Below are 23,392 nucleotides of genomic sequence, written 5' to 3'. Positions count from 1 at the left end.
TTATCGGCTAAAGCCGAACTTTGAGCCCCATTGTACTAGAGCCCATCGAACAAGTCTTTGCATGAAAGGGTCATGCTTTTGCAAAAAAAGGACACCTGCTCGTGAATCGCGCCGGAGCTCAGGCATACCGAAAAGCCCCTCTCATTTCCGCTGGGAATGAGAGGGGCTTCGGAAGGCAAATACGGATATCAGAAAGTGCTCGCCTTCGTTGTGTCCGGACACCATCTGGCCGGTCGATAATACCGAATCAGGACATCCATCGCTTCGGGTGTCCGCAGATGGGTGAGCGTTTCGAAGGCATACGCCCTTACATAACGATCCTTGCTGTGAAGCGCTTGCTCGAGCGAATGAATAACGATGGGAACATCCGTGGCTTTGGCGGTGCGAAGCAGCGACAGGGCAGCAGTATATCCAATTTTATTTAGGATATAGCTCTGCTGACTGATGTCCGTATCATCGGTTCCCGCGGTTCCACTTCCCTCTTGCAGAAGTGACTGTTCCAATACGTTTGCCAAGGCCTGGCACACATCGCCGGCCTCACTCCCGATCATGCCCAGCGCTTCGACTGCATTTCGCCGAACCCATTCGCTCGGATCCCGCAAACACGCTTTCAATGCAGACACCGCCTCATGCGACGACGGTACGATGGTGCCGAGTACGAATACGGCGAGCGCCCTGCGCTTCTCGTTTGCGTGTTCCAGCAGCGATAGCAATCCCGGAATGGCTTTCGCACCGGCAGCTTGGAGTCCGTAAGCCGCTCGCTGCGCGATTTGCGTTGTTCCTTCGGACATGCGGCGAATCAATTCATTGATCCCTGCGGAGCCCATTCGGCCGAGCGCATAACTTACATTCAAAGCTACCGGTTCGCTGTCATTCAACAGGCGCCCCAGTTCAGGTGCCAATGAAGCGGCCGTCTCTCCTAACAATCCTGCTTGATCCGCCGCCCTGGCGCGAACGAACTCGTCTTCGGACTTAAGAGCTTCTGCCAATTCCTCTACTTGGGCTTGGTCTCCCGATGTAACGGGCATCTCCTGACCCGGTTCGCCCCGCATCCAGTTCCATATGTCCCTCCATAGATTCAAATGCTCGTAAGGTGTTCCGCCCGTGAGGCTCATCTCTTTTTCATGATGATTCCAGCTCGGCGTTTCCGGCGCGCGCAATCGAACGAATTGAAACTTTAACATGTATCGATCCATGTCAGACACGTTCAGCGAAGCTTTGTGCCATAAATCAAAATGAACCAGAACCATCGTTCCCGCTTTACCGGTCGGCAGCAGCGTCTCGCCTTGATCGCCTATAAACTTCTCGTAATATGGGGTACCGGGCATAATGGCGGTCGGTCCCATTTCCTCGGTGATATCCTGCATGTAATAAAATATCATCGCCCACCATGGCCGATGGCTGCGCATGCTGGACCAGTAACCGTCTTTGTGCCACTGCCCGCCCCCCGGCAGTTGATTTCCAGGCTGATTGTAATGGCAGTGCCGATGCGGATGCATATAGTAATCCGGCCCAAGTATACTAGTCAGAGCCCCCTTGACGACCGGCGTTTCGAAGAACTGCTGGATCTCGGGCACACGAGGTAGAATGTTATTGCCAGGATTGCCTTCTCCGTGCAATACAACATTAATTTTATCCCTGACAGCAGCATGAAGCTGATCCGGCAATTCGTTGTGAAGCACCACATACCCCTTCGTAATAAATTGAATTATTTGTTCATCCGTCAATAGGCATTGACGATCCAACATCTCAATTCCCTCCTCATGCATGAAATGAATTCAGTGTTAGTATAGCAATGGTGACGATCGCTGTATTTACATAAACGTCAGGCTTTTGTACAATCGTCATGCGAATATCTATAGAATCTTATCTTATAAGGATGTGGAATTAAATACGTGGATTTTGCCGTCTTCCATCCCTATGTGTTTTATGCGACACGGTATCCCTTTTCCAAAGGTCAAAGCAATAACAACCGGCACTGCTATTCGTCATCGCTTTATCTAATTACCGAGGGTAAAGGCATCATTCGCACCAGAGGCCGTACATACCATACCGACCCGGGTTCCCTTGTATATATACCGGCAGGGCAGCCGCATGATTGGATAGCAGACAGCCAGGATCCCATGGTACATGTCTGCTGTTATTTCGACTGGGCCCATGTGGACCGCCGGGCTTTGGCCGATCATCCCAGCGTGATCTGTTATGACATTGCCCAGCTGATTCCTTCCTATGTCGGCCCTTCTTTTCCCTATGCCATACCCGAGATCATGAGAGTTGAGAAGATCAACGTATGGAGCGACCTGTTTGAAAAATTCTACACCGGGAACCAGTTTGAGAATGAGCATACCTATATGCGCAGCGTAAGGACACAAAGCCAGTTCCTGCAATTCATCGAGTGTTTTCTTGCATTCGCATTGCAGGATGAGGCAATTCCCGATCATAGAATGAACAAACTACTGGAGCGGCTGGATCAGGATATCCTGCACGGCAAGCTGCGTCCATTGGAGTCGTATTACGAGGAACTTCGGATCAGCAGAGGTTATTTTTTCGAATTGTTCAGAAGATCGACGGGCTTGCCGCCGACCCAATACATTAACCAGTTCCGCATCAAGCGGGCCAAGGAGGATCTGCGCAATACGGACATCAGCATCACGGAGATCGCCGAGAAGCACGGCTTCTCTTCCATCCATTATTTTTCGAAGCTGTTCCGGCAACTTAACGGCTTATCGCCGCTAGATTATAGGAAAGATCGAGTAGATGTCGATTGACTAGAGGAGGTTCATTCTAATCCGATCGAATATACCCTCTATTCGTATAATCCTATCAAAAAGCTTATAATGTACGATAACAAGGGATCGCACTTGCTCTAACATACTAGAGGGACCAACCCAAAGGAGAGATTTGGAATCGATATGCGATTTTTATCATACCTTAGCTCCTTTATAAGCGCTTGGCGGGATTACCCGGCTGAAGAAAATACGGTGCTGGGGAATCGTTACACTGTTCAACAGATGATCGGGGAAGGAAGTTACGGCATCCTATATAAATGCATGGATCAACAGAGCGGAAATGTGGTGGCTGTCAAACAGTCAAGACCCAGCAAAGGCGATTACGCCAAAGAATTGCTGAATCGGGAGGCAGCGGTATTAAGATCTCTTCAGCATCCGCAAATTCCGGCATATCGGGATTTTTTCACGAACAACCGCGATAGTTATCTGGTCATGTCTTATATGAACGGTGATACGCTTGAAGATTTGATATTTGAACAAGACATGAACTACGAAGAAGACGAATGCATCGATATCACGCTGCAGCTTCTGAAGCTGGTCCGATACATACACGAGCAAGGCTATGTTCATCTTGATCTGCGGATTCCTAACGTCCTGTTTAAGGATGGCAGGATCAATCTTATTGATTTTGGACTAGCGAGAAGGATCGGTGAACCCCCTCCGCTCCAAGTACCTGTACGAAAAAAGTTCAAGCGAAACAGCTCGGCGTCCTCTGTTCAATTTAAGGATTCGAAGGAAAGCGAGGATCTTCGGGACATCGGTCACTTTATGTTGTTCATGCTCTACTCCACCTACGAACCGGATAACAATCGAGGCGCAGCCGTGGAGCGAAGCTGGCAGGAAGAATTGCATCTCTCGATGGGACTGCAGAATATGATCAAACGCTTGCTGCAATTGAGTGAACCTTACTCAAGTTCCTTAGAGTTTATGCACGAACTGCAGTCGCTCGCTGATGCAAGAAACCACCCCTCAGATAAGAAGGGCAGCCTTTAATTTGATTATGGGGTTTCATTTATGTTACGATCCGATTAAATTATATGGAATGATTACGAACAAGAAAGGAGGATGTTTTGCATGTTAAGAAAGATCATGAACAAGCTTCTCCACTCTACATCCCATAGTCATGGCCGTAAGCGTTACAGCAGTTCCGCGAAGAATTATGGAAGAAAATACAGCAGCAGTCATGGCTATTCGCGTCGTAAAGGTTCCTCATCCGATTTAAGACATAGACATGGTAACCAAGGTCATGGCTATTATAAGAACAGAAGAGGCAGCTCGAGCTAATCATTAACATAATCATGGTGCACTTCATCCCTCAAATTTTTTGAGGGATTTCTTTATGGCTTCCTTTAGTAAGGGGGTCACGCTGCCCATCATCTCATCTGATTGTGAAGTTAACCCCGTAATAGGACAATGCTAGTTTACTTGCCACTCTCCGGGAAGAGTTATTCTCCCATGAAGTGCTGTACAACGGCAGCGCGCCCATCTTACGCACCTCTATTGCCCATCCGGCAACAACGGCAGCCGCATAACCTCTTCCGCGAAATTCCTCTAACGTTTCAAGCCCGGCTTCATGTGCTCCTTCCGTAATCCGAACGCTGCGGCAAACCGACACCACCCTGTTCTCATGAACGAGCGCAACACAAGGCTGGTCATAATCGATTTCCGTGATCAGCCATTCAAAACCGGTGAGCGAATATTCGTTAATATTTTTCTGGGTGATCCATACCGTCTGTTTGGCCGGCGTTGTTTGGTCAGGTATCCGATAACAGGGTCCGCTCGTATAGTGCTCAGTACGAAGGAGATTCATGTAAGCCGCAAAATGTTTAGGCTTCTGAACCTCATCGTTTACAATCGGCTCATCTTCAACCAACGCCCTCAATTGCCCGGCAATTCTTTCGGGAACATCATGACGAAACCTGCAGATCGCGGAACCGTCTATCGTTCGACCCAGGAAAAATCTGGGGGCTAGCTCCTCTCCCGGCCAAGGCTCGTTGATGGTGCGAATTCGCATATCGCGGTCATGCGTAAACATCGCCCGGACATGCATTTCCATCAGCGCCGTAGCGGTTGGCTCTTTATCTATCCAATGGTTCATGCTTATATCCCCTCCCCTTAGAAATGAATCCACGATGTTGGCTGCACATCACTTTACATCGTATCAGATTAATCGACCAACAGGTTGGGTATAAATCGCTTTAATAAAAAAGACCCTGTCTCCTCCTATCCGGGAGGCAAGGTCAAGATCGAGATCTATGTTTGGTGGGCAATCCTCATATCTTCCTGCCCAGCGAGTTCCGCTGCAATCGCGGTATCAAGGCATAGGCAAACGTGAAGAGCGGGCTTAACCACAAGAAAGTTGCGTACGGCGCATATTCAATGACCGGAATTCCAAGCGTAGCAGCGAAGAAAGCGCCGCTTACCCCCCATGGAATCAATGGGTTAACAAGCGTGCCGCAATCCTCCAATGTACGTGACAACGTCTTCGCCGGAATTCCTCGGCGGACATATTCCTCCTTGAACATTTGACCAGGCAAAAGGATCGATAAATATTGCTCGCCCGTCATGCCATTTACCGCAATGGAGGATGCCCCCGTCATCAGGACAATGCTGCTCTTCCGCTTCAGCGGCTGCATGACTTTGCGGAAGAAGGCTTCAATGACGCCGCAATGCTGAAGCAGCCCTCCCAAGGATAACGCAATCAATATCAGCGATACGGACCCCATCATCGATTGCAATCCGCCGCGATTGACAATGGAAGCCACGGTTTCGTTGGCTATCGTGCTCTTGTAGCCGCTCTGCATGACGCTGAACCAAACATCGACTGCCGACTGCTGCTGAACGAAGGCCGTTACGATGAGTCCGGTAATAATGCCCACGATCAGCGTCGGGAGAATCGGAATCCGTTTAATTGAGCAAGCAATAACCGCAAGCGGCGATATCAACGTTAGCCAATGAATATGGAATCCGTCATTCAGAGCAGCCTTGATTTGATTTATCGATGTTAAATCCAGGTTATTGGTCGTTGGTGCAAGCAGGAAAAGGATCGTTGTCACGATCAGGGCCGGCACCGTAGTGTAGATCATGTTGCCAATGTGGGTGAACAAGGATATGCCGGCAACCGCCGGTGCAAAGTTCGTTGTGTCGGACAGCGGTGACATTTTATCGCCGAAGCAAGCCCCGCAGACAACCGCTCCTGCTGCCAGCGCCGGAGAAATCCCGGTCGTTACAGCAATCCCCATGAATGCAACGCCAACCGTGCTGACCGTCGTGAAGGAGCTGCCGGTAAACATCGACACCACGATGGTCACGTATAACGCGCTCACGGCAAAATAATGCGGTTCAATATAATCCACTCCATAGTATAGAATGGTCGGGACGGTACCGCTCATCATCCATACCGCAATCAAAATGCCAATGAGCGAAAGGATGAGAATCGGCATGATCGCCGTTTGAATGCCTTGAATGATCGCGGATTCGAGCTGCTTCCAGGAAAACCCGAACAACCGGAGGATCGCGGCGATACCCACGGTCGTTGCCAGGAGCGGTATATGCGGCTCTGCCTTTAGAAGAAAGATGGAGACAAAAAGGACTGCCAATATAAACGCGATAAGAATGATGCTTTTTGAGAAACTGAGATGTCGTTCCATGGTGCCAAAACTCCTTATACATGATCGTGACGGGAGTTCCTTCCCGACCGCCTGTTTTATAAACGATGAACTTTTTCACTTTTATGCTTTTCGGCTTCTTTGCTTCTATGCATTGAAGCGCGAATTACACTATATACGATAAGTACGAACTTCGTCAATGTACGATCCATGAACAATGAACATAAAAAGGCAACTGCAGATGCAGTCGCCTTTATTTTAATAGGTATAGTTATTATTTCGCTTGAATGTAACCTTCGGCTTTCAGTAATTCGGCGATCAGAACAGCTCCGCCAGCCGCGCCGCGCAGCGTATTATGCGAGAGACCCACGAATTTATAATCGTAGAGGGAATCCTCGCGCAATCTGCCCACCGATACGCCCATGCCGCGCTCGATATCACGGTCCAGCTTCGTCTGCGGCCGATTCTCTTCTTCGAAATACGTAATGAATTGTTTAGGTGCACTTGGGAGATTCAGCTCTTGCGGTCTTCCCTTAAACTGCTTCCAGCGGTCCAGGATTTCCTCCTTCGACGGCTTGTTCACGAACGAGGCAAATACGGTAGCTAAATGGCCATCGGTTACGGGAACGCGAATGCACTGCGTAGTGATCAATGGGGATTGAGCTTTGACGATCTCCCCGTTCACAACGCTCCCCCAGATGCGAAGCGGCTCCTGCTCGCTCTTCTCTTCCTCCCCGCCGATATACGGTATCACATTGTCCAGCATATCCGGCCAATCGGTGAAGTTCTTGCCGGCACCGGAAATCGCCTGATAGGTGGAAGCAACGACATTGGTGGGTTTGTAATCAAGCAAAGCATGCAGAGCCGGTACATAACTCTGAATGGAGCAGTTCGGCTTCACCGCAATGAATCCGGTTGTCGTTCCCAGACGTTTGCGCTGTGCGGCAATGACGTCAATATGACCCGGATTAATTTCCGGAATGACCATCGGAACGTCAGGCGTCCAGCGATGAGCGGAGTTATTGGAAATGACGGGCGTGCCCGTTTTGGCATAAGCTTCTTCCAATGCCTGAATCTCATTCTTCTTCATATCGACCGCGCAAAATACAAAATCAACCTCTGCTGCTACCTGTTCCACTTGCGAAGCATCCTGCACGATAATGCCCTTCACCTGTTCGGGAATTGGCGTCGCAAGTTTCCAACGGCCCTGAACGGATTCTTCATACGTTTTGCCGGCTGAGTTTCTGCTGGCTGAAATGGAAGTGACTTCAAACCATGGATGCCCATCCAGCAATTGCATAAAACGTTGACCGACCATACCCGTTCCACCGACAATACCGACTTTAAGTTTTTCTGACATTCGTTACTCATATCCTTTCAATCGTGGCGTCATGTTCCCCATACATCGACTCTGATATACCGTACGGACAAAAGCATGCAGTAAATGAGCTTCTTCTAGATAACTATTCAATCCGGCGCGATTCGTGTAGGTTTCCTACTTTGAACCTTCATATTTCTTGTGATATAAAAAAATCCCACCCCCAAGACCATAAGTCTTAGGGACGAGATTGTTATACTCGCGGTACCACCCCAAATTTGCCAATATGTCACCATATTCGCCTCATCGAGTACGGCATTACACGGTAATGCAGATACTCTAGCTCTGTAACAGGAGCTCCTGGCACACCATCCTCCTCATAATGAGGGTTCCGTGTGCTGCTCTGAGTCTTTTTTCAATAAAGAACGCTTTGCCCCTTTTCAGCTGCCGGAGCTCTCTGTACAAGAATTCGTTTATTTACTCGTCTCTTCATCGCATTTGTTATGATTATTATATATAAAACCATTTCGGTGGTAAACCTTATTTATAAAATTTTCGGAAAACTCGGCTGATTTCATGAGCTGTTACTCCTATCAACACCTGTCGGAACCTTTTTATGGCTGAAGTCGCAGTGCTTCCAGTTCCATTTCCCGGTGTATCGCCATTTCCATTCTCGTTCTTAATAATATGTATTGATTCAACAACGGGTGATCGTATCCCAAAACATGTTGGATCAGGCCAGTCATGGAATCATCTTTATACTCGTTGCTCCATTGGAACAACTGCGTGTAGAGATCGGAGAACAGCTCCTTATTCGTCGCAGCAAAACGGAGGGGATGAAGATTATCACTCAGCTTCACTTCCATCAAATCATGCAGCACCTGCAGCCTGTGAACGATCAACGACTCTGCCTCTAACGTCTCACCCTTATGTAAATCCAGCGGCATCCTATCCTTCATGTCCGAAATAAGCTGACTGAACGTTATTTCGGACATTTGCATAGACATGTAACCCCACCAGTGGCTTCCCGTTCCGGTTGCACACATCTCCCATTTCGGCTCCATCAAAATACGTCTGATCTGCGCCTGTTGCGATCGGCCAAATGCAGCGATGCCCAAGATCAATCCCGCATTGCAATCCGAAGAGGCCTGCTTCCCCCATTCCATAAGGCGGGGAACAATTCGGGCATTGGTGAATTTGAAACATAGAGCCGGGAGAAGTTCAGGAAACAGCGGCTGTCCGTAAACGCGTTCCACCTCATCAGCCAAGATCTCGCCATATCGTTCGCAAGGGAGATGCATCAAGCCGATACAGGCAGCCTTCGATAAGTACCAATCATTTGCGGTTATGCACTCCACCATATAATCCATCATGCGGTCATAGCCCAAGAACCCGAGCACATGCAAAATATCGCCAGGCATGTTCTCCTTAAGTTTCTTCCCATCAAAACAAACATGCGCAATTTCCTCAGCCAATCTCTGATCTCCGCATCTCATAATCGGATCGAGCAGCAGGGAACGCTTGTAATCAGAAGGCTCCTCCGCAAACAGACGGAATAAGGTGGCTGCGTCATTCCGGTCACCATACAGGGAGGTAATCCGGCAGTATGAAGCCAGAATCGTCCCATCCATCCTGGGATTGTTCTTGAATTCTCTGATGAGCTTTTCGGTGTTCCGAATCATTCTTATGGCTTCTCCTGTAAATGATGATGGCATCTTTCCTATAAACACGGCACTTATCGATCGGTTACGTACATAATGCTTCAAGCTAAACGGCTATCGTTCCATCCGGACTTTCATTGCTCCTACATATTCTCCCCGCGGACGATAACTCCTCTATTCTTAGCCCGGAGTGCTGAAGATAATCTTCCTACCCCAAACCACAGAATCTCAACTAACGCGATGGCACCAACCACGTCCAGCAGGACATGCTGTTTCACGAATAGCGTGGAAACAATGATCGACCAAGCAAAGATATGCACGACAACCCGATCTTTATTTGTAAAGCCTGCACTAGCTGCTGCCCCTCTTATCATCAAGTAACTGGTCAGGACATGGATGCTTGGGAAACAGTTGTAGGGATTGTCGGTACTATACACCAGGTTTACCAACCAATCAAGAACCCCTGTGCCCATAAGTGGCGGCCGCTCTACCGTCGTCTGGAACAAGAAAAAGATAATGTAACATGCAATTAGTCCAATACACTGGGTCAACAGTGTTCGATAATACACATTGCGATCTCTGGCACAGAACAAAAACAGCATGATAATGATAAAAGGGTACCATACCAGATAAGGTATAATGAATATCGGTACAAACGGAATCGCAGTGTCAAGATCCGTCACTAAGCTTTTTACTGGCGTATGTGCATGGTTTAAGACACCATAAAAAATGTTGAGCACAGGAATGGCCAGGATCCATAGCAGCGGGAGATATGACTTCCATTTTAAGTTCATTGGCTTCCTCCCTTCTTCGACTCTTCAGTCTCTTTAAATATTTGAAACAACAACGCAATTGCGCCACCTGTTTTTGACATTAACCAACGATTTTAGCCGTAATATCATATGGTTTGAATGTTAATCCGGATAACTTCCATGGTCTCTCATCTCCACTTGCGTTTAGCTTAAGATCATCCCCTCATTTTGCACGACGAATTTGCCGGTAACTTCAAAATATACCATGTCGTTAAGCAAGGCTCAAGTCAATACCCCATCTTAATGTCAGTAAAAATCAACCATACAGACAAATCGAGCAAGTCCATTGCTGGACTGCTCGATTGGATAAGTTACTGCGTATAACCGATTTTCCCGTTGATAATCGTCATTCTGATCTTCACCTTCAGCAGTTCATCCGGATCCAAATCATCATGTAAGCAAGGATTCACAACGGTAAAATCGGCATATTTCCCTAATTCAATCGTTCCCCGCGGCCCCGGTGCTGCCGAGCATAAACAATTCAATCGCTTCCGTTAAGCTCACACAAAGAAGCAGCCCCTCACGGAGCTGCTTGTCCAAGTTTAGTTAATTTTGGTGAACGTCCACTTCTGCGCATCCGTACCATTATCCGTCCACTGCTGTACAACAGCCCCATCTGCTGTGGAAGCACTGGCTACATCGACTGCCAGTCCGCTCACCTTGGACACAAGTTTGTAATACCCTCCGCCTACATCAACGATCTTCCATCGCTGCGCATTCGATCCATTATCATCCCATTGCTGCAGCTGAACGCCAGTGGATGTGGATGAATTCGGCACGTCGAGAACTTTTCCGCTGTGTACGGCTGTGAGCTTGTAGTACCCGTCTCCGGTGCTCTCTACTCTGAACCTTTGATTATTGGCGACGTAGTTGGTCCATTGCTGTATCTTGGCTCCGCTTGCCGTGGAGACATCCACAACATCCATTACTTTGCCACTCGCCTTGGAACCGATCGTGTAAATCCCATTACTGATAACGTTCGATGCACCCGTGTCCTGATACACGCGTACATAATCCACCAGCATCTGCGATGGGAACGGCGTGGAATTGTTCGGACTTCCAGGCCAATTCCCGCCAACTGCCAGATTCAATAATAAAAAGAACGGGCGCTGGAATTCCTCGGTATTGCCGGTTCCATTCTCAATATAGAACTCATTGAACTGCTGGCCGTCCACGAACCAACGGATATATTTAGAGTCCCACTCTATGCTGTAGACATGGAATTGGGAGAAATCCAAATTGCCGGAGACTCGTCCAAAATCGGCATGCCCTCCTGCATCCCAGTGTACGGTGCCATTCACGTAAGGGTTATGGTTTACCCGTTCCATAATGTCAATTTCTCCGCTTTTCGGCCAGCCAACCGAACTGATGTTGCTTCCGAGCATCCAAAATGCCGGCCACAAGCCTTGACCCGATGGCAGCTTGATCCGTGCCTCCACTTTCCCGTAAGTAAAGCTCTTCAAGTCTTGGGTTTTGATCCGGGCAGAGGTGTAATTCATTCCGCCATAGGATTCCTTCTGCGCTGTAATGACAAGGTTACCGCCAGTAACCTGCACATTCTGTGCCCGGTCGGTATAATACTGCAGCTCATTGTTTCCCCATCCGCCGCTGCCGGTACCGATTTCCGGTGTCCAATTGGCTCTATTGAGCGAGGTTCCATTGAACTCGTCACTCCATACCAAATTCCAGTTCGGTGCCGCGCTGGTTTTGTTGACAGGCAATAGAACGACCAGAAGACTGAACAGTATAACTACACTTATTCCTTTTCTTAGCATCATGTTCCCTCCTAATTATCATCGGATTATGGCTTCATGGATACCAGTGCAACTCATAGCTGTTCTTCAAGCGAACCGTCTACTGAAGCTTCGAATCACCTCTCTTTCTGTTCACTATTGTTTGCCATACAACCAATCTATGATGGTAGATTCACTTGTTGTTCGAGGATATAACGCTTGAAATAATACGCTTACATTTCCATTATAAGACCATTATATACCACTATCAACCTCAATTTATATTTTTTTACAATCTATGCATCCCTATCCTATCAATAAAAGCCGGCTGCAAGCGCCGGCTTAGAGTTTCCCTCGACCACATTTGTTATTCCCACCAATCGTTCCGCTCTATAGACGTAGAATATCGCTCATCGGTTTGTAGTTTTTGTTGACCGTCAACCGTAATGATGAGTTCACCCTTATGTTCCCCATTATCGTCTGACGGAACAACAATAACCTGAACTCTCACATGGAGATTCAGGTTATTGGAGACAACATGATATCGTCCATACTTATTCACGACATATCATGAGTTTGTTGCCATCGGGATCCTTCACGACGAACCAATGATTATGCTCAATTTCCGTCACGAGTTCCACTCCGAGCTTTTTCATGTAGGCTAATGATCCTTCCAGGTCCTCTGTCAGCAGCATGAACGCAGGAGTATCGATAGACGGCGCTCCCCCCGGCTGATCTCCTCCCCACTTCGGCATGGTATCCAGGATCACGCCCGTTCCTTCCATGGGCAAAGGGCATAGATGACCATTCATCACCTGGCAATCATCTTCCGCTATTCCGAGTACACGGCAGTACCAGCTGCGCGACCTTTCGATATCCCGAACCGGAATGAAAATGCTGCCTACTTTGTTTTTAATCGGGCTAGCCTGTGCATGGTTGTGACCATCCTGCATTTGTTCGTTCATTGTTTTGCCTCCATGGATCATTTTTAACACGCGGGGTGTCGTAAACGGACGATACCCTTCCGGCTGCACTCTTTCGATAGGCAATCGACTCATCAACTCCCTCCATTCTTATGACTATGGCATGATTTGAACAGGAACATAACACTTCACTTTGAAAATCCCGTGGTCCGCCTCTTCCTTAGGTAAGTAACTCGCAAACCAAGAGCGCGCTGGATCTGGCCTGTAATCAGTTGACATATCGAGCCATCGATCCACTCTTTCAAGTACACCTGTCATTGTGCCATAAGCACCTGACTCCAGACAGGCATACATTCCGCCTTCCAGCTCAACTTGTAGATCTACTTCTTCATGGGAAGCAAGAAACTCCTCAGGAGGGGCTATATAAACCTCGTACGAAGAGCTTTCGTCCAGCAGTCCACCGTCACAGTGCATGAATACACGAATTCGCGAATCTTCAATTAATCCATTACGGCATAACCAGGAAATGGAAGCTTCATCCGCTTGTTTGACGCAGTCTACACCCGTTCTTCGAAAACGCATCACCTTAAGCGAAGACAACTCCACGATTTCAATACGCTTCACCAGCTTACTTCGTTCCACCGGAAGATAAAGCTTCATACGAACGATTTGATCCCGGTTCAGAGCATATTCTTCAATGAATTCATGCTTACCTTGCTCAAACACGCTGCGGGGCAGCCATTCGGAGAACAAACGGTTCCAGGTGTTCTGAATACTGTCTTCCGCCACCGATGGGGATCTAGCCACTGCATACAGGCCGCCGTCATGAGCCATGAAATGTAGTTCCGGATGCTTCACGATCTCTGCTTGGTCCATCAAGTCTACGGCGAGCAGTTGATAACCAAATGGCTTGGTCTCACCTTCCATATCCACGTTCCAACCGAAAAGTCTCAAGCCATTAATGTCGATACGGTGTGAAGACAATAGTTTCCGAAAACGATTGATCGCAGCGATTTCTATGCAACTCTCTGACTCGGAAACAAACAGATGGCCGATCCCTTTCTGAGGATTCAGACGGATAACCCTTACTTCAGGAAATCGTTCTGATAAGTCCCTCTCTTCCAGATAGGATACATGTTCATTCAGATTCATCCGTTCGAAACTGTAAACCAACTGAGATCTCCGGTATTGTCCTGGGGTCAGTCCCGTGAGCCTCTTGAAAGTTTTAATGAATGCCTGATAGGACTCAAATCCGCAGCGGTATCCGATATCGATTGTCGGCAAGTCGGTATCCCGCAAGCAGATGGCGGCTTCGTTGATTCTGCGTTTACGTATGTACTCCTTGATGGGGTGTCCTGTCAGGCTATGAAACAATCGGTATAAATTTGGCAATGACATGGCCGCCACGCCGGCAATTTCCTCGAGTGTCAGCGTTTCCGTTAGATGATCTTCGATATAATCTATGGCGCGTTGAACGATTTCACCGCTCTGCATTTCAAGTTCTTTTGCCCCCTATCTATGTGGATTGGCTATGAGGTCATCATACCAAATTCCTTGGAGCAAGAACTGTACTTTTTTATCAAAAAAATGAGATGAATGATCTGTTTAAAACAGAAATGCAATCTTATTCGTAAATTTGGTTACTGGATAAGAAATGTAACAGTCTTTCATCAAAATGACGAGCATGTTGTCCAATCCAGATCAAATGTCCCCACGAGTCGAGCACGTTAGCTTCTGCATGTGGAATACAAGATTGAGCTTGCTCAACATGAGTTAAGGGGACAACACTATCATTTTTACTATGCTGGATCAGCGTCGGTGCACGAATACTCCTTAATTCGTTCGTATAATCGGTTTGTGACTGTTCCAAATCAATGAGGAATCCTGAATAGGAACGTTGTCTGTTATTCATTTTTCGAAACTCCTCCAATGATTTCTCATCAAGTCTTTCGCGGATTTCACTAAAACGGAGCTTGGAAAAGGATGGCAGCATTAATTTGAATGTAGTTCGTGGCAGTATATTGTTTATTAATGCAATCATGTTCCACGTTTTTTTCTCAACGCTGGGTTTAAAAATACGACGTCCCAGTTTATATTCTTTGTCTTGGGGTTTGAGCCAGGGTTTAGTGACGGCACTCTGAAGTGTCAAACTTGCAACACGGTCAGGAAACATAGCCGCAAAGCAAACACCGGTTGGTCCACCCGCCGATACTGCTATAATATGTACTTTTTTTATCTGCAGATGATCTAACAACGCTTGATAGATTCCGCACATTTTTTTCAAGTCCTGTACCGGTGAAGTCTTACCGTAGCCTGCTCTTGATGGAGTAATGACCGAATATCCGGAGGACAACAATGTCTGGTACCCGAATTCTTCAATGCAGCTTGAGTGTCCACCATGAAATACTAGTATATTCACACCCTTACCTACAACAGTATATTCCAAAGTTATTTCCCCAACGCTCAGACGTTTCACTTTACGATCCAGAAGAATCACAACCTCTCAATAAACCATACTTACCTGAGATTATAGTCCATTTGTCGAATTATCCTCAATCGGTTGCGCTTCCCAGTTTCGTTGATTCTCCATGGAAAAAAGACTTTCCGGGTGGAAAGCCTTTATTCTTCTCCACTTCACCTACTTGTGAAGAAAGCTTGAGAGTAATGGCAGCAACAATTCCGGATCCGGCATATGGTCTTGGCCCTCTAGTATCGTGTTTTTGGCGTTTGGAATAGCTCGGCTTAATTGGTTTCCAACCTCCAGCATGGATACAGGACTTTGCTCGCCAACAATGATACGGATCGGTGTGGTCAGACGGGACGCTCTTTCAAGCGGCGGCAGGTCACTGGCTAAAAGCGTATCATAGGCAAGCGTAGGCGCGAGTGCAGTCATGATGGCCCATTGAGGCGAATGCTGCATTCCGGCAATCACTTCCTTCGGGATACCGATTCCCTCCAAAAATAGACTTATGGCTTCGTCATACTTCCCCCCTTCAAACAGCTGGTTTAACCCATGAATCAATCCTTTGAATTCCAACTGATCTGCCTCATCGTGTGCATAAGCCGGGTCATACAGGACTGCCTTGTTTACTTTGTCTCCCAGCCGCATGGCGGCTTCAAGGGCAAGGATCGCTCCGGAGGAATGCCCGTACAGGTAAGCGGAGCCACCCGCTGCCTCAATGATGGCTTCAATATCTTCGATTTCTCGCTCCATCGAGTACGGCAAAGTGTTGCCACTGTCACCGCGCCCTCTTCGGTCATAATTGTAAACGGTGAATGCCTGGGCAAATACTTGCGCATCGTGCAATACAGGCTCGAAGGAACGAAAGCATGTAGCCCCTGTAATAAATACAAGCGCAGGTCCGCTGCCATACACATCGTAAGCCAGGCTGGTGCCGTCTTTTGATATGGTCGTTTTCATAAATTACACTCCAATCCTTTCCAAGTAAGGTTAGACTGATTATATCTTTAGGGAAAGCGCCGTATTTCTTCTGGATTGCTGCTTTTGCACAAAACCATCCTTGTAACACGCATGGGCCTACACGAAAGTCGGAACCAAAAAAAAGTGCTGGCACTCACGCCAACACTTCCTCACTGGATATTTTCTCATCATTCAACAATATAGTAAGCAATTTAACGGTCTCGATTTACCATGTAATTTAATAAATGCTTGAGAAACGCCGTATTGCGCGGCATCTCCTGCAGCGCCTCCATGGCCTGGCAATAATGCTCCCACATTTCCCGACTGGCGCCTTCCTGACCCAAGATGCTCACAAAGGTTGATGTGTTGTTCTCCGCATCCTGTCCTCCGGGTTTCCCGAGCTGCTCCAAATTCCCCTGCACATCAAGCAAATCATCCTGGATTTGAAAGGCTATGCCCGCATGGTAAGCAAATTTCTTCAGTGTCGCAATTTCGGTCTCCTTCACCTGAGCAAGGATGGCAGGCATAACGAGAGATGCCTCAAACGCAATACCCGTCTTGTAATAACAGACCGTATTCAACTCCTCCAAGGACAATGCCTTCCCTTTTGAATTCAAATCCATCGCCTGGCCCGAACACATATCTCCAGCCCGCTGGGACGAATATTGAATCAGCTTCAGCACCGTTTTGGGATCAAACCCTTCAAGGGACGATTGTTCTTCGATGGCCTTCTGAATCAGGAACAAACCGGTGATTTCCGCCGTGGCGCTATCATGAACCCGATGCAAGGTCGGTCGCCCTCTACGGGTAGAGGCGTTATCCTGGGTCGGCAAATCATCGAATATCAGGGAAGCAGTATGCATGTATTCAAGCGACCTTAGCAGAGGCACGATGGCGGAAGCTCGCAGTCCGTATTCGTTCACGGCCATGACCCAAGTCAAGGTAGGTCTTAGACGTTTGCCGTCCCCTTCAAGCGTATAATTGGCGGCATCAATCAACGACTCTTTCATTGGAGGAATGCCCGGGAGTTTCGCAATTTGCAAGCTGTTGTTGATCTCATTCCGAACGGTTTTAAAGGTATCGATAAAAAGATCCTTTTCCTTCCGCTCGTTTCGGAGCACCGTAACCATCTGGTCCCGCAGCAATTTATCGAAGAAATCCACCTGATCGGCTTTTAGAACCATTTGCTGGATGAGCCGATTAAATTCCGGGTTCCCGGATGCAAAAATATCCATGATTTCATGATATTTCTCAGCCCCGACTCGTTCTTTACAACGCTTCAGGCCATTGATGGCCCGGTCCAGCATTACCTCTCGCGTCTTGGCGTCCGAGCGATACACGTTATGAATCAGGTGAGAGATAACCGCCCAATACATTTCAAAAGGATTGATAAGATCCGTACGCTGCCCGCGATATTTTAAATAGTAAGTATACGGTGTTACCGCTCCGTCTTCCATATCCTGAAACATATCGGCAAAATCATCGGCCAGCTGGTTGTAGATACCGTAAAAGAATGTCCGGTCCTCAAAACCTTCATCCGCCGACGCGCTGATGACGGAACGGACGATCAATCGGGAGGACGATGATTTCAGAATGATCGGCAGATATAATTCCTCGTTGCTGTAATTGGGATTGGCGAGATCCTTAATACGGTCAATATGCTGGGAATGAAAAAACACATTAGACTGCTCAAAAAAAACCTGCTGCGTTTCCGGGCGTTGGTGTCCCTGAATATACTCAAATGCATCTCGAAGCTCCTTATGAACGAAATGAACGAGATCCATGTTTTTCCCGCTCCACTGACCCATCTCCGGAACCGTTCCAGTGAGAAGCGCCTGACGTATCATTTGGGAGTATTGTTCCTTCTCCTGAGCGTTCAAGACCCCCGAATCGAGCAAATCGTCTATAAAAGGATAGGTCAACCCGTAGGAATAACCCAATCGGATGGCATCATCAAGGCGGGCTGAACGCTCCGCGGGCGAAGTCTCTGCCCCCATATCTTCAATGACATGCATTACAACACCGACGATAATTTTGATCAATTTGCGTTGGGCTTGGTCCGCATCCATCTCCTCCGGAATATGGGTCGCCACATGCTTCAGTTTGTTAATGACCCAAATGACGGCATTTTCGATACCTTCCTTCTGGGCCCATCGGTACAGTCCGGCCAAACTCATATAATCCGGGGTGTTTCCTCCGTTCGTACTGGTGGAGCGAAGCAGAAGTTTTTTGGTATCGCCAACAACGCGCCGTATTCTGGCCTTCGTGTCAGGCGAGTCCAGGGCCATACCCAGATCCCTCATATAAATATAGGAAATGCTCCGATCCAAGTAATCATCCAATTCACCTGTATAATGGAGCCATCCGATATATCTATGATAATCCCGGGTATCCGGTTTCTTCTTTCCCGGCAATAAAAAAGACAGCCATGAAGGACGATGAATATGCTTCCTTTTCCACAATAGAATGTCTTCTGTCAGGATCGGCACATAACTCTTTTCCTTAACCTGTACATAAAGTGATGCAAAATACTGAGCTGCCTTCTGTTCAGCCCGCCGATATCCCGTATCGGCATAATCTGTATACGCCACATTCATATGATGGAATCCCTCAACTTCTTTAAGTGTTTAACATGTACCCATGTTTATAACCTATATACGTAGAAGTTTCAATCGGGTTACATTTCAGTTTCAGCGTTGAAACAAATCGATAGCCTAAATCCAGAAGTCCATAGCGATTACTCTGTATTATGAATCTGGTCGTACAAACCGGAACCAGCCAAAATCAAACTGGCTTCCCGGCAGGAAGATGAACGTCACCTTCTGTTTGCCGGTTACATGCTCCAGATTGAACACTTGCTCTTCGTATCCATCAGACCGCGTAAATTCAACAAGCTGGTTGCTTTCTCCTTCCGAATTTACAAACCGGATATGAATCGTGTTCTTATCTATGGCCAAACGGCCGTATACAATCAGTTTCGATGCACCTTCTTCTGAGAAATCCATCGGGTCAAACTCGAGGGAAACATTATTTCCTATACCTTCAACAACCTTGTTGTCCATAATCGTAAAGGTATCTCCATAGATCCGATCGCAATCTGCGGCAAAATTCTGCTCGAAGGCTCTATTCCCCACGTGAAAATAAAACCCTTTGATGTGCACCTTCTGACGAAGGACAAAGCATATTGACGTGATGCCGCGCAGCTTCTTGGACAACCGGTAGGTTTCGTCCTGATACACGTTCCACTTGGACTCTTTCTGATAAATACAATCGGCCAGCAAGCAGCTACCCTCCTCACCGGGCATGCCTTCCCAGATTTGCAGCGAGTAGGCTTCGCTTGAAAGTGCAAATATCGGAACGGTTATCGTATCAGAGCCATGGGGACCGAAATCGATGTCCCGAAATCCGACTTGCGTCTCGCCGTCTCTGCTCGTAGCTACGCCTCTATCGTTCCCGTTTCCCACATCACCTTGACTGTAGTCATACAGTCCTGCCGAAATGAAGGAGTATGGGTCTTTGTACGCCGCACCCAAACCGTCAACTTGAAATTCAAGCTGAGATATGAGCTTGGTCTTATCCGTCCCGTTCCGACTCGTACACCTCAAACGAAACTCACCGTCGCCAAGAGCAGTCACGATGGCTTCATGACCATCGGCTTCCACACGGGCGATATTGGATTCGATGCCGGCATCATTCACGACAGCCCATTCAACCTCTTGATAAGAGGTTTCCGGCGGATGTAACACGGCACGCACCACCACTTGCCGATTGGACGGATGAAATGTTTGACCTCCTTCGCTGATCAGTTCAATCTTGCGAAGCGGAAGCTCAAGCATGCTTCCCGTCAGGCACGGCCCCTCTTCGTTACTCACGCTTGCTGATATGCCCGTTGTCACTTCTTCCTGTGCGGGAATGGATGTCAAATGTAGGCATCGGCTCTCCAAACCAATCGAAGACACTTCGATTTGAATTTGGCCAGCCTCCAATGTGGATCCGATGATCGCCATCAACTTGCCGCTGAACAGCCTTCTGCTTCGGCCTTTATACGGATCGTAATCCGTGCTGTCCCCATTATCGAGTCCAAGCAATCGTCCGACACCCGTGACATGGACCTCCACCCGGTTATTCGCGTTCTCGACAGCATGGCCGTTCTCATCTTCCATCGCGATTTCGACGAAGATGAGGTCTGCTCCATCGGCTGTTAATTCTTCCTTATCCGGGCGCAAAATAATGCCCTTGGCATCGCCAAAAGAGGTTCGTATATCCGTAGCCACGATACGTCCTGCTTCGTCATAAGCGATCGCTTTTCAATTCGCCTTTCACATAAGGAATCTCCCACCAGCCCACAAGCTGTCTTCCGTGTGCATGGTCAATATCATGTTTACCGATGGTTTCCCCATTAAGCTGCAACTCGACCCTTGGCGCATTGGAACAGATGCGAACATCGATCATTTGACCGTCGTTGAAATCCCAGTATGGCAGCAGATGCACCAAGGGCTTTGTTTTATAATCCGTCCAGGCCGCTTGATAGATATAATAGGAATCCTTCTTGAAGGTTGCCGTATCCATCTGACCAAAATAAGAGTTTTTGGTATGATACGGCGTAGGTTCTCCAATATAATCGAATCCGGTCCATATAAACTGTCCCAGCGAGAAAGGCGTATCCCGCTCAGCCAGAATGCACGCCTCTGCCGATTTCGCTCCCCAACTGGTCGAGCTGTTTCCCAGGGAGGAACACTGCTCGTCATCATCGGCTAGAATGGATTTCTCATACGGGAAATGATAGATGCCTCTGCTTTGTACGACCGACGCGGTCTCGCTGCCATAGATTATCCAATCCGGATGTTCCTGATGATGCTTCTCGTAATATTTTTCGGCATAGTTATAACCTGCCGCCTTTACGATGTCTGCACATTGCTGCGCGTTCTCCCAAGGCATATAATTCGATCCGATGGTAACGCTTGCATTTTGCTTCGGATCGTATCGCTTAACCTCTGCCATCAGCATTCTTGTTATAGCCTGACCTCTCTCATCCGCATGGGTATCATATATTTCATTACCGATACTCCACATTATAAGGGACGGATGGTTCCGGTCCCGCTTGACCCAGCTCCTCACGTCACGCTGAACCCAATCCGGAAAAAACCTTGCATAATCATAAGGGGTTTTCGGTCGTTCCCACATATCAAAGGCTTCCGATACGATCAGCAGCCCCATTTCATCCGCAAGATCCATCCATTCCTTAGCAGGCATATTGTGTGCGGTGCGGATCGCGTTAGCTCCCATGTCTTTCAGAATGGCGAATCTTCTGGCTAAGGCCGTTTTGTTGAACGCTGCTCCCAAGGCTCCAAGATCATGATGCTCGCATACGCCGTATAATTTCAGTTTGCTGCCGTTCAGTAGGAACCCCTGATTCGGATCAAGCTGGATATGGCGGATTCCCACGTTGTGCGTTACCGATTCTACAATTTCATCATGCTGGTCTGCCGGATAATCTGTTCCAATCACCCGCATTTCGGTAACCAACTGATACAAATGAGGTTCATCCGGGCTCCAGAGCAATGGACGCTCTACAGCTAAAGTTTGCGTATTCGTTATATTGCCAGTACTGCTAGCGTTGACGCGATCTGACACTTCTGCGATCCTCTGACCATCCTTCGTGATCATGTGGTTGATAAGCACATCATTCACGATGTTCACTTCCGTTTCGACTTCGACCAACCATCCATTTCCCTGACATTTTGTTGATATGTAAATACCATCTGTTGCGATATGGTTCGCTTCCCTTGTCTTTAACCACACATTACGATAAATGCCCGCGCCCGAATACCATCGGCTGTTTGGACTTTGGTGTACAACCTTCACAACGATGATATTCTCCCCTTCGACCAGGAAATCCGTGATTTCGTGTTCAAAGGAGGAATATCCATATTTCCATTCACCCACGTAATGACCATTGACATAAACCGAAGAATCCATATACACACCGTCAAAACACAGCAGAACCTGGGTGCCTTCGCGATTCCACGACCATTGCTTCCGGTACCAACCCATGCTGTTTTCATATAAATTCTCCGTGTTATAAATAAGCCAATCATGGGGAATATCCACGGGTTGGAATATAAGATTCGCCGAATCCGTAAGGTCAAGACTGCTTTTTGCAAATGTCCATCCATCATTAAACAATGTGTTTTTGTTCATGAGTGGTATCCACCTTCTTCATTTATTTAATAAATCCAATGTAAGCAGCATATTGAAGCCAGTCTATCCTACTATATCAGGATGCTTTATCATTTGAGCCAGCCTTACAAAAGTTCTAAAGTTTTCAAAGGATATTCTTTAATCTCCATATTTCTTTCTGCTCATACAAAAAGGAGCCCTTTGGCTGCAGCATGCGCCAGAGCTCCTTGCTTGTTATGATGTAAATATGAAAAAGAGATCAAGAAAACTCGATCTCCACGACTAGCTCCGAGTGTTACTGCAAGTACCCTGTCTCCACTTCGTCCAAAACTTGTCTTGCTTGTTCAATCCACATATCGTCCACCGATGCGTCAGGGTCGATCGGAGCCTGGAATTGATCAAAGAGAGCTCCCAATAAACGAGGTGCCGCATGCTTGTCGGTTCCCGTATTGTATATATGTCTAAACACGAATGGACGGCCGAGCTTTATCGTAGCATGGCAGCCGCCGCATTCGCCATCTAAGCTGCCTTTGGTTACCAGAAAAGGGATCCGAAGCCACACCATCCGCTCCTGATCCAAGCGCCGGTCCAGATAACCATGCTTGTAATCCCAATTGCCGGCTAACGTAAAATCATGTTTACATAGATAGGTATCTATATTCACAAAACGGTCTTCGATATTCTCCAATCTCGATTCCAAATTTATCATGTGCGCCCACCTTATGTTTTTAGTTCTAGGATGGACTTGAATTCCAAGCCGTATACGGGTGTCTTTTACAAATTCAACATGACGAATCATTTCCATATGCTGAGTCTCACTTTCGGCCTCTGACTAGTGGCACCCTCCCTTAAATTACTAGTCGCTATGATGTATGCTTTCGAATCTCCTTCAAAACCCATAAATTTAATGACGTTCGTCATTAAAACAGTGACACTAGGCCATATCG

At 47.5% G+C, this 23,392-nt stretch carries 17 protein-coding genes, 1 pseudogene and 1 other annotated feature; of the genes and pseudogenes, 3 read left to right on the top strand and 15 right to left on the bottom strand.

From position 1 onward, the window contains the following. Positions 1-188: 188 nt before the first annotated feature. Complete coding sequence (locus tag CRG97_RS14335; RefSeq protein WP_098743983.1) at positions 189-1,748, bottom strand: HEAT repeat domain-containing protein; 1,560 nt, start codon at positions 1,746-1,748, stop codon at positions 189-191. Positions 1,749-1,895: 147 nt separating this feature from the next. On the opposite strand from CRG97_RS14335, the gene CRG97_RS14330 reads away from it, so the two are divergent. The 3 genes from CRG97_RS14330 (at position 1,896) to CRG97_RS14320 (ending at position 4,073) form a co-directional block, all read left to right on the top strand. After that, positions 1,896-2,768 (top strand): helix-turn-helix domain-containing protein, encoded by an 873-nt coding sequence (locus CRG97_RS14330; RefSeq protein WP_098743980.1) that lies wholly within the window; start codon positions 1,896-1,898, stop codon positions 2,766-2,768. A gap of 144 nt (positions 2,769-2,912) precedes the next feature. After that, the gene (locus CRG97_RS14325) at positions 2,913-3,782 is read left to right on the top strand and encodes a serine/threonine protein kinase (RefSeq protein WP_098743978.1); all 870 of its coding nucleotides are present in this window, start codon (positions 2,913-2,915) and stop codon (positions 3,780-3,782) included. Positions 3,783-3,863: 81 nt separating this feature from the next. Next, positions 3,864-4,073: a hypothetical protein gene (locus CRG97_RS14320; protein ID WP_098743976.1), complete on the top strand. Its 210-nt coding sequence runs from the start codon at positions 3,864-3,866 to the stop codon at positions 4,071-4,073. A gap of 94 nt (positions 4,074-4,167) precedes the next feature. Here the strand turns inward: CRG97_RS14320 and aac(2')-IIb are convergent, their stop codons facing one another. From aac(2')-IIb to CRG97_RS14250, 14 genes and pseudogenes are all read right to left on the bottom strand, one after another. Continuing rightward, positions 4,168-4,887 (bottom strand): kasugamycin N-acetyltransferase AAC(2')-IIb, encoded by a 720-nt coding sequence (gene aac(2')-IIb / locus CRG97_RS14315; RefSeq protein WP_098743973.1) that lies wholly within the window; start codon positions 4,885-4,887, stop codon positions 4,168-4,170. A 175-nt stretch (positions 4,888-5,062) separates the two neighbouring features. Then, complete coding sequence (gene nhaC / locus CRG97_RS14310; protein WP_098743970.1) at positions 5,063-6,439, bottom strand: Na+/H+ antiporter NhaC; 1,377 nt, start codon at positions 6,437-6,439, stop codon at positions 5,063-5,065. Positions 6,440-6,671: 232 nt separating this feature from the next. After that, positions 6,672-7,757, bottom strand: coding sequence for an aspartate-semialdehyde dehydrogenase (gene asd, locus CRG97_RS14305; RefSeq protein ID WP_098743967.1), 1,086 nt, complete (start codon positions 7,755-7,757; stop codon positions 6,672-6,674). Positions 7,758-7,952: 195 nt separating this feature from the next. Next, positions 7,953-8,217 (bottom strand) — a binding site (T-box leader). Between the two features lie 112 nt (positions 8,218-8,329). Next, the gene (locus tag CRG97_RS14300; RefSeq protein ID WP_098743965.1) at positions 8,330-9,397 is read right to left on the bottom strand and encodes a hypothetical protein; all 1,068 of its coding nucleotides are present in this window, start codon (positions 9,395-9,397) and stop codon (positions 8,330-8,332) included. A 122-nt stretch (positions 9,398-9,519) separates the two neighbouring features. Beyond that, the gene (locus CRG97_RS14295) at positions 9,520-10,170 is read right to left on the bottom strand and encodes a phosphatase PAP2 family protein (protein ID WP_098743962.1); all 651 of its coding nucleotides are present in this window, start codon (positions 10,168-10,170) and stop codon (positions 9,520-9,522) included. A gap of 329 nt (positions 10,171-10,499) precedes the next feature. Then, on the bottom strand, positions 10,500-10,673 hold the full coding sequence (locus CRG97_RS14290; protein ID WP_202618924.1) for a hypothetical protein: 174 nt from the start codon (positions 10,671-10,673) through the stop codon (positions 10,500-10,502). Positions 10,674-10,730: 57 nt separating this feature from the next. Further along, complete coding sequence (locus tag CRG97_RS14285; protein ID WP_481856192.1) at positions 10,731-11,966, bottom strand: RICIN domain-containing protein; 1,236 nt, start codon at positions 11,964-11,966, stop codon at positions 10,731-10,733. Between the two features lie 509 nt (positions 11,967-12,475). Next, the gene (locus CRG97_RS14280; protein WP_098745104.1) at positions 12,476-12,886 is read right to left on the bottom strand and encodes a VOC family protein; all 411 of its coding nucleotides are present in this window, start codon (positions 12,884-12,886) and stop codon (positions 12,476-12,478) included. A gap of 114 nt (positions 12,887-13,000) precedes the next feature. Beyond that, positions 13,001-14,338 carry an AraC family transcriptional regulator gene (locus CRG97_RS14275; RefSeq protein ID WP_098743957.1) on the bottom strand — a complete coding sequence of 446 codons (1,338 nt, stop codon included), beginning with the start codon at positions 14,336-14,338 and terminating at the stop codon, positions 13,001-13,003. A 130-nt stretch (positions 14,339-14,468) separates the two neighbouring features. Next, a complete protein-coding gene (locus CRG97_RS14270) occupies positions 14,469-15,332 on the bottom strand; it encodes an alpha/beta fold hydrolase (RefSeq protein ID WP_098745101.1) in 864 nt (287 codons plus the stop codon). Positions 15,333-15,482: 150 nt separating this feature from the next. Further along, the gene (locus tag CRG97_RS14265) at positions 15,483-16,265 is read right to left on the bottom strand and encodes an alpha/beta fold hydrolase (RefSeq protein WP_098743954.1); all 783 of its coding nucleotides are present in this window, start codon (positions 16,263-16,265) and stop codon (positions 15,483-15,485) included. Positions 16,266-16,477: 212 nt separating this feature from the next. Next, the gene (locus CRG97_RS14260; protein ID WP_098743952.1) at positions 16,478-18,862 is read right to left on the bottom strand and encodes a polyprenyl synthetase family protein; all 2,385 of its coding nucleotides are present in this window, start codon (positions 18,860-18,862) and stop codon (positions 16,478-16,480) included. A gap of 150 nt (positions 18,863-19,012) precedes the next feature. Then, positions 19,013-22,466 (bottom strand): annotated as a pseudogene (locus CRG97_RS14255) (glycoside hydrolase family 2 TIM barrel-domain containing protein). A gap of 274 nt (positions 22,467-22,740) precedes the next feature. Next, complete coding sequence (locus tag CRG97_RS14250; RefSeq protein WP_098743949.1) at positions 22,741-23,154, bottom strand: YugN-like family protein; 414 nt, start codon at positions 23,152-23,154, stop codon at positions 22,741-22,743. Positions 23,155-23,392: the final 238 nt, after the last annotated feature.

The organism is Paenibacillus sp. EZ-K15 (assembly GCF_002573715.1).
In the GTDB taxonomy this organism is placed as follows: Bacteria; Bacillota; Bacilli; order Paenibacillales; family Paenibacillaceae; genus Paenibacillus_AQ.
Note: the sequence above shows the minus strand (reverse complement) of the source record. Positions and strands in the feature narration are given on the sequence as shown.

Bases quoted from the DNA above. Each gene is read 5' to 3' on its own strand.
- CRG97_RS14335 (WP_098743983.1), bottom strand. From the start codon at position 1,748: ATGTTGGATCGTCAATGCCTATTGACGGATGAACAAATAATTCAATTT.
- CRG97_RS14325 (WP_098743978.1), top strand. From the start codon at position 2,913: ATGCGATTTTTATCATACCTTAGCTCCTTTATAAGCGCTTGGCGGGAT.
- CRG97_RS14320 (WP_098743976.1), top strand. From the start codon at position 3,864: ATGTTAAGAAAGATCATGAACAAGCTTCTCCACTCTACATCCCATAGT.
- nhaC (WP_098743970.1), bottom strand. From the start codon at position 6,439: ATGGAACGACATCTCAGTTTCTCAAAAAGCATCATTCTTATCGCGTTT.
- asd (WP_098743967.1), bottom strand. From the start codon at position 7,757: ATGTCAGAAAAACTTAAAGTCGGTATTGTCGGTGGAACGGGTATGGTC.
- CRG97_RS14300 (WP_098743965.1), bottom strand. From the start codon at position 9,397: ATGATTCGGAACACCGAAAAGCTCATCAGAGAATTCAAGAACAATCCC.
- CRG97_RS14295 (WP_098743962.1), bottom strand. From the start codon at position 10,170: ATGAACTTAAAATGGAAGTCATATCTCCCGCTGCTATGGATCCTGGCC.
- CRG97_RS14285 (WP_481856192.1), bottom strand. From the start codon at position 11,966: ATGATGCTAAGAAAAGGAATAAGTGTAGTTATACTGTTCAGTCTTCTG.
- CRG97_RS14280 (WP_098745104.1), bottom strand. From the start codon at position 12,886: ATGAACGAACAAATGCAGGATGGTCACAACCATGCACAGGCTAGCCCG.
- CRG97_RS14275 (WP_098743957.1), bottom strand. From the start codon at position 14,338: ATGCAGAGCGGTGAAATCGTTCAACGCGCCATAGATTATATCGAAGAT.
- CRG97_RS14265 (WP_098743954.1), bottom strand. From the start codon at position 16,265: ATGAAAACGACCATATCAAAAGACGGCACCAGCCTGGCTTACGATGTG.
- CRG97_RS14260 (WP_098743952.1), bottom strand. From the start codon at position 18,862: ATGAATGTGGCGTATACAGATTATGCCGATACGGGATATCGGCGGGCT.
- CRG97_RS14250 (WP_098743949.1), bottom strand. From the start codon at position 23,154: ATGATAAATTTGGAATCGAGATTGGAGAATATCGAAGACCGTTTTGTG.